Below are 6,590 nucleotides of genomic sequence, written 5' to 3'. Positions count from 1 at the left end.
ACATCCACACTTATTTCTCTCCAATCATATATTTTTATATTATACTCGAACCTTAAAATCAAACTTATAAAATTACATAATCTTAGAGTTTAAATAAAGCAGCTATAACTTTTAAATTCGATTTTAAAATAATTTTACTACATTATAACATTTTTATTCTATTAATGTAAACATTAAAATTATATTACTGGATCAAACAGCTTCCTTAAATATTTTTTATTTTTTGAATTTTCTTCAGAATATATTTTCCCTTTGCAACTTTATTTCTCATCTTAAAAGTTTTTTATCTCAAAAATATTAGAATATTACTACTTATTTTGTTATTCAAATTATTTTTTGAAGATTTTTAAAATAAACATTAATTGGAAAATTTAAATATAAATGCTAAAATATATGAAAATTCTTTTTAATGAAACATCTAAATTAAATATTCCTTATTTTTAAAGACATTTTTTATTCAATCAAAAATAAGAACTGAGGAGGTAAAATGATACAGCAACTATTTAAAGAAATTTCTTTATTTGAAGAAGTGGATGCAATAGCATTAGGAGGTTCAAGAGCAGGAGAAAATTATGATGAAAAATCAGATTACGATGTGTACCTTTATGTCAATTCACCAATTAGTGAAGAAAAAAGAAAAAATATTCTACAAAAATTTTGCAGTTATATGGAAATTGGCAACAGTTTTTGGGAATACGAAGACAACTGTGTTTTAAACAATGGAATTGAAATTGATATTCTTTATCGAGATATGGAAGATTTTATAAAAGACATCGAAAAAGTCGTTATCAAATGCCAGCCTAGCAACTCCTACACAACTTGCATGTGGCATAATTTAGTTACTTGCAAAATAATATACGACAAAAACGGAACTCTTGAAAAATACAAAAATAAATATTCTATAAATTATCCAAAACAGCTAAAAGAAAATATAATAAAAAGACAACTGGAATTAATTGACTCTTCAATGCCAGCGTACCCTAAGCAAATAAAAAAAGCTCTTAAAAGAAAGGATTTTGTTAGTATAAATCATAGAGTAGCAGAATTTCTGGCTTCGTATTTTGATTTATTGTTTGCGATAAACGAAGTAACACATCCTGGTGAAAAACGTTTAATTCAACTTTGCAAAAAGAAATGTAAAATATTACCAGAAAATTTTGAAGAAGATTTAAATCTGCTTTTCTTATATATGTATTCAGATGAAAAACAGGATTCCTTCATAGAAGTTCTTGACAGAATTGTTAACAATATAAAAAATATAGCAAAAATCAAAATATTTGACTAATAAAAAAATATATGGTTAAATTACATATAAATTTATAGATTGGAGGACAATATGAAAAAACCTATCATTGGAATCTCAAGTAATATACTTGGACTGGAAAAAGGGCTTTTTGCTGGCTATAAACGAGCCTATGTTGATGTTTCCTATATCAATGCTGTAATAAATGCTGGTGGTGTGCCACATCTTCTACCTTTGAATGAGCATGAAGATATTATTGAGGAATTTGTAAAAAATGTGGATGGAATAATTTTGACTGGAGGAAATGATGTTTTTCCGCTTCTTTATGGTGAAGAACCAAAAGAAAAACTTGGAGAAATATTTCCTGAACGTGATAAATTTGACTCACTTCTTATCCGTTATGCAATAACTTATAAAAAGCCAATTTTCGGAATCTGCCGGGGAATGCAGATAGCCAATGTTGAATGCGGAGGTTCACTTTATCAGGATCTTTCCTACAATGAAAACGTTTCAATAAAACATTTTCAAAAAGCCAGGGCTCACACTCCGACTCACTCCATTACTGTGGCAAGCAACTGCTTTTTGAGTGATATCTACCCTGAAGGAATTGGATTTATAAACAGTTATCATCATCAGACAATAAATAAGCTGGCAGAAGGATTTGTTGTAACGGCAAAAAGTGCAGACGGAGTAATTGAAGCAATTGAAAATATTTCAGATGAAATTTTTATCGTTGGAGTTCAATGGCATCCTGAAATGATGGCAATTAATGACGAAACTGCACAAAAATTATTTAAAAAATTTGTAAATGAAGTAAATTCAAGGAAAAAAAATTAATTTAAAGAAAAAAATCATAGCCTAGTTAACTATGATTTTCTTTTTTATAATTATTTTTCTAATTAGCAAAGTGTTTCTTCCACTTTTTTACTTAATTCTGCTACATATTTATCAACAATTTTTTGACTTTCTGCTTCAACCATTACTCTTATAAGTGATTCTGTCCCCGAAGCTCTTACTAAAATTCTACCTTTTCCAGCGATTTCTTTTTCCTTTGCCTTTATAAAGTCGATTAATTCCTTATTTGTTTCCCAAGTTGCTTTTTTCTCTTTTGCAACAAAGATATTTTTAGAATCTTGAGGCCATAATTTTATTCCTTTTACAAGTTCATGCAATGTTTTTCCGCTTTCTAAAATAGCTGCAACAAGTTGAATCGACGATAACACTCCATCTCCAGTCGTATTGTAGTCAAGCATTAAAATATGCCCAGACTGCTCTCCACCAATATTTAGTCCATATTCTTTCATTTTCTCAAGAACATATCTATCTCCAACATTTGCGCGAATTAATCCAATTCCTTTTTCATCCAAATATTTTTCAAATCCCATATTGCTAAGAACAGTTGTTACGACCTTATTATCGTTCAAAAGTCCTCTATTTTGCATGTATTCAGCAATAATCGCAATAATCAAATCTCCATTTATAATTTCACCTGTATTATCAACAGCAATCAATCTGTCAGCATCACCATCATAAGCAAGCCCTAAATCAGCTTTATAAACTTTTACTACATCTTGAAGAAGTTCTGGATGAGTAGATCCGCAATTAACATTAATATTTTTCCCATTTGGAATATTATTAATTACAACAACATCTGCTCCTAAGGCTTGAAAAACTTTTGGAGCAATTCTATACGCTGCACCATTTCCTGTATCAATTACAATTCGTAATTTTGAAAAATTAGTTTTTACAGTAGAAGTTAGATAATCTAAATAAATTCTCATGTCATCTTCTACGTATTTAAATGTTCCTAGATCATCTCCTGGCACTTGATGTTTTAAAAGTTCATCCTTTTTTTCCATTAATTTTTCTAATTCCTCTTCAACTGAATCAGGTAATTTATAACCATTTTGACTAAATATTTTTATCCCATTATCCTTTACAGGATTATGTGAAGCAGAAATCATAATTCCTGCATCAGCCTTTAATTTTCTAGTCAAATAGCAAACTCCTGGAGTAGGCAATACTCCTACAAAATCAATATTTACTCCCATAGAATTTAATCCAGCTGTAAGAGCCGAACGAATCATATAACCTGAAATTCTTGTATCAGTTCCAAGAATAATTTTTGGCTTTCCAGGTTTTTTTCTATGCTTTTTCAAATAATATCCAAGAGCCAGCCCTAGACGTGTTACTAAGTCGATTGTTAAGTCTTTATTGGCTTCTCCCCTCATTCCATCAGTTCCAAAATATTTTCTAGCCATTATTTTCCCTTTCTGTTTTTTCTTTTTTTATGTTTATGTTCTTTTTCCTTTTTCAAAAAGCTAAATACTGCCCTTTTCTTTTCTGTTCTTTCCTTTTTTACATTCTTATTATTTTCTTCTTCCGTTTTTACTATATTTTCTCCAATTGGAAGTACAATTGAAATCTCCGTTCCCTCATTCATTTTAGATTCTATCTCAATTTTTCCATTGTGAATTTCTACAATCCGTTTTACTATCGCAAGTCCAAGCCCAGTTCCACCAGTTGCTTTTGTTCTCGATAAGTCAACTCTATAAAATCTATCAAAGATTCTCTTTGCATCTTCATCAGAAATTCCGACTCCTTCATCTCTTATTGAAATTCGTCCAAATCCATCTTTAATAACTGATTTAATATAAATATTTGTATGTGGCTCTGAATACTTTGTAGCATTTTCAATTAAAGCTCTGATTGCTTGCTGAAGCAAGGTTTCATCACCTTTAATCTTATAGTTTTCTCCCATCTCAAGATGAAAATTATGCGTTTTATTAGAAACTACAGTGTCAGAATGAATTTGATGAATCATTTCATTTGCGTCGATGTCTACAAATTTTGTATTAATTTTTGTGATTTCACCTTTTGCTAAGAATAGGAGCTTTTGTATTAAATTACGCATATTATCTGTTTCACTAATTATTGAATCTATCGACTCCACAAATATATCAATATCTGACATCCCACGTTTTCGTATAATCTCTGCATATCCCTTTATAATCGCAAGCGGAGTACGCAATTCATGTGAAGCATCGGATACAAATTTTGTCTGATTTTCAAATGAAGTCTCCAGCCTATCCAGCATTTCATTTATAATAAGTGTCAAATTTTGCAGTTCATCTTCCTCTTTTGGTATTTCTATTCTTTTACTCAAATCATCTGTTGAAATACTTTTTGCCGTTTTTATTACGTTATTAATTGGCTTTAAAATTCTTCTGCTCATTATTTTTGATACAATAATCGTTATAACAACACCAATTATCGTAAATAAAATAACAAGATATTCTAATCTTTTATAAATTTGATTTTCCTGCGTTACATTTTTTAAAGTATAAATATTAAATTTATAATTTTTTATTTCACGGCTTACCTTGAAGACAAAATATTTATTTTTTTCAATATTTATTATTTTACCTTCTGAATTATTATCTTCCAGATTAAAGCCTTCAAGCAAGTTAATCATTTTTTCGTTAGTCATAGAGGCTTCTTCGGTATCAGTGTCTCCAAGTGTATTAATTGGAATTACAGAATCTTTATTTTGTTTTATTTCCAGTACATACAAATAGTTGTCTTCTCCAGGGTTAAATGGTTTTACGTGAATAACCTTTTTCCCCTCAATAACTTCAGGATTAAAGTCAAGTGTAAGCACATTTGTCTTGTCAGAAAAAATTCCAACTTTATCCAAAAAACTGTTTATTTCTTCCATTTTACTGCCTGCAGAAATTTCAAGCACTTTATTTGACTGCCTTTGCAGTGAATAAACAAGAATAATATTAGAAACTAATATTAATACCAAAAATAGAAGAGCGTAATTTGCTGAAATACGATCTTCTAATTTTAAATTTTTCATTCTTTACTCCTTATTTAAAAATAAATCCAATTCCTCTTACAGTCTGAATAAATTTTCTCTCATAAGGTCTGTCAATTTTATCTCTTAAATATTTAATATACAAATCAAGAATATTATCATTTCCAATATAATCAAATCCCCAAACTTCTTCCAAGATTTTATCTCTTGATAAAACAATTCCTTTATTTAATACTAAAAAGTCAAGAAGTTCAAATTCCCTTTTTGATAATTGAATTAAATTTTTTCCATAATCTCTGAACACTTCGTAAGTTGAATAGTTAATTGTCAAATCTTCAAATTCAAATACACCTTTGTGAACAACAGATTTTTTAGTTCTTCTAAGAAGAGCTTTTATTCTTGCAAGCAATTCTTCATTTGAAAATGGTTTTGTCATATAGTCATCTGCTCCGTAGTCAAATCCAACTACTTTGTCACTAATTTCATCTTTTGCAGTAAGCATAATGATAGGTACTTGTGAAGTTTCCCTTATCCTTTTACATACTTCCATTCCACTCATCTTAGGAAGCATAACATCTAGCAAGATGATATCATACGAACCATATTTTGCCATATTTAGCCCTTCTTTACCATCGTATGCAAAAAATACATCAAATCCTTCAAATTTTAATTCAATTTCTAATAATCTTGAAATTTTAGGATCATCTTCAATTACTAATATTTTTTCTCTCATAATTATCTCCAATTCTATTTTTGTTTTTAAATTTATAATTTTCAATCTTCTCAAAAAATTATTAAAAATCTATTTTCAGACAAATTATATTTTTTTATTTCTCAAATCTTTTAGAAACCGAACGAGCATGTGCTGTAAGCCCTTCATTTTCAGCAAATTTAATTACTTTATCCTTAACTTCTTCAAGTCCTTGTTTTGAATAGTAAATAAATGAAGATTTTTTAACAAAGTCATCTACTGAAAGTGGTGAAGAAAATTTTGCAGTACCGCTTGTCGGCAATGTGTGATTTGGGCCTGCTAGATAATCTCCAATTGGTTCAGGCGTGTTGTGTCCCATAAATATTGATCCTGCGTTTTTTATTCTTGGCAATAATTCAAATGGATTTTCTACTGCCAGTTCCAAATGTTCTGGTGCAACATAATTGCTTACAAAGACAGCATCATCCATATTGTCTACAATAACTATTCTTCCTTGAGTTTCAATCGATGCCCTTGCAATTTCCTCTCTTGGCAATTCCTTTAACTGCTTTTCCAATTCCTTAGTAACTTCATTTGCCAACTTTTCAGAAGTCGTAACTAATATGCAGGCTGCCAGTTTGTCGTGTTCCGCCTGTGACAATAAATCTGCCGCTGTATGAACTGAATCTGCACTTTCATCAGCAATAATTAGTACTTCACTTGGCCCAGCAATCATATCAATTGAAACTTCCCCATAAACCATTTTTTTAGCCATTGCAACGTAAATATTTCCTGGTCCACCAATTTTATAAACTTTTGGAACAGTTTCTGTACCA

The 6,590-nt window shown here is 29.7% G+C and carries 6 protein-coding genes; 2 read left to right on the top strand and 4 right to left on the bottom strand.

Features of this window, described 5'->3' with window-relative positions:
• The first annotated feature begins 487 nt into the window (after positions 1-487).
• A complete protein-coding gene (locus Q0370_RS08305; RefSeq protein ID WP_299574523.1) occupies positions 488-1,285 on the top strand; it encodes a DUF4037 domain-containing protein in 798 nt (265 codons plus the stop codon).
• Between the two features lie 51 nt (positions 1,286-1,336).
• Entirely contained in the window at positions 1,337-2,080 is a 744-nt protein-coding gene (locus Q0370_RS08300; protein WP_299574521.1) for a gamma-glutamyl-gamma-aminobutyrate hydrolase family protein, read from the top strand.
• Between the two features lie 62 nt (positions 2,081-2,142).
• Here the strand turns inward: Q0370_RS08300 and glmM are convergent, their stop codons facing one another.
• From glmM to hisD, 4 genes are all read right to left on the bottom strand, one after another.
• Positions 2,143-3,504 carry a phosphoglucosamine mutase gene (gene glmM / locus Q0370_RS08295; RefSeq protein WP_299574519.1) on the bottom strand — a complete coding sequence of 454 codons (1,362 nt, stop codon included), beginning with the start codon at positions 3,502-3,504 and terminating at the stop codon, positions 2,143-2,145.
• Positions 3,504-5,105 carry a HAMP domain-containing sensor histidine kinase gene (locus Q0370_RS08290; protein WP_299574517.1) on the bottom strand — a complete coding sequence of 534 codons (1,602 nt, stop codon included), beginning with the start codon at positions 5,103-5,105 and terminating at the stop codon, positions 3,504-3,506. The genes glmM and Q0370_RS08290 overlap by 1 nt, the downstream gene beginning before the upstream one ends.
• A gap of 10 nt (positions 5,106-5,115) precedes the next feature.
• Positions 5,116-5,796 carry a response regulator transcription factor gene (locus Q0370_RS08285; protein ID WP_021744742.1) on the bottom strand — a complete coding sequence of 227 codons (681 nt, stop codon included), beginning with the start codon at positions 5,794-5,796 and terminating at the stop codon, positions 5,116-5,118.
• Positions 5,797-5,890: 94 nt separating this feature from the next.
• Positions 5,891-6,590, bottom strand: a 700-nt coding sequence (gene hisD / locus Q0370_RS08280; RefSeq protein ID WP_299574513.1) for a histidinol dehydrogenase, incomplete at its 5' end; no start/stop codon positions are given.

Source organism: uncultured Leptotrichia sp. (genome assembly GCF_938036635.1).
In the GTDB taxonomy this organism is placed as follows: Bacteria; Fusobacteriota; Fusobacteriia; order Fusobacteriales; family Leptotrichiaceae; genus Leptotrichia; species Leptotrichia hongkongensis.
This window is presented reverse-complemented; position numbering and strand designations above follow the sequence as displayed.

Excerpts from the sequence above, each read along its gene's own strand:
- Q0370_RS08305 (WP_299574523.1), top strand. The coding sequence starts at position 488 with ATGATACAGCAACTATTTAAAGAAATTTCTTTATTTGAAGAAGTGGAT.
- Q0370_RS08300 (WP_299574521.1), top strand. The coding sequence starts at position 1,337 with ATGAAAAAACCTATCATTGGAATCTCAAGTAATATACTTGGACTGGAA.
- glmM (WP_299574519.1), bottom strand. The coding sequence starts at position 3,504 with ATGGCTAGAAAATATTTTGGAACTGATGGAATGAGGGGAGAAGCCAAT.
- Q0370_RS08290 (WP_299574517.1), bottom strand. The coding sequence starts at position 5,105 with ATGAAAAATTTAAAATTAGAAGATCGTATTTCAGCAAATTACGCTCTT.
- Q0370_RS08285 (WP_021744742.1), bottom strand. The coding sequence starts at position 5,796 with ATGAGAGAAAAAATATTAGTAATTGAAGATGATCCTAAAATTTCAAGA.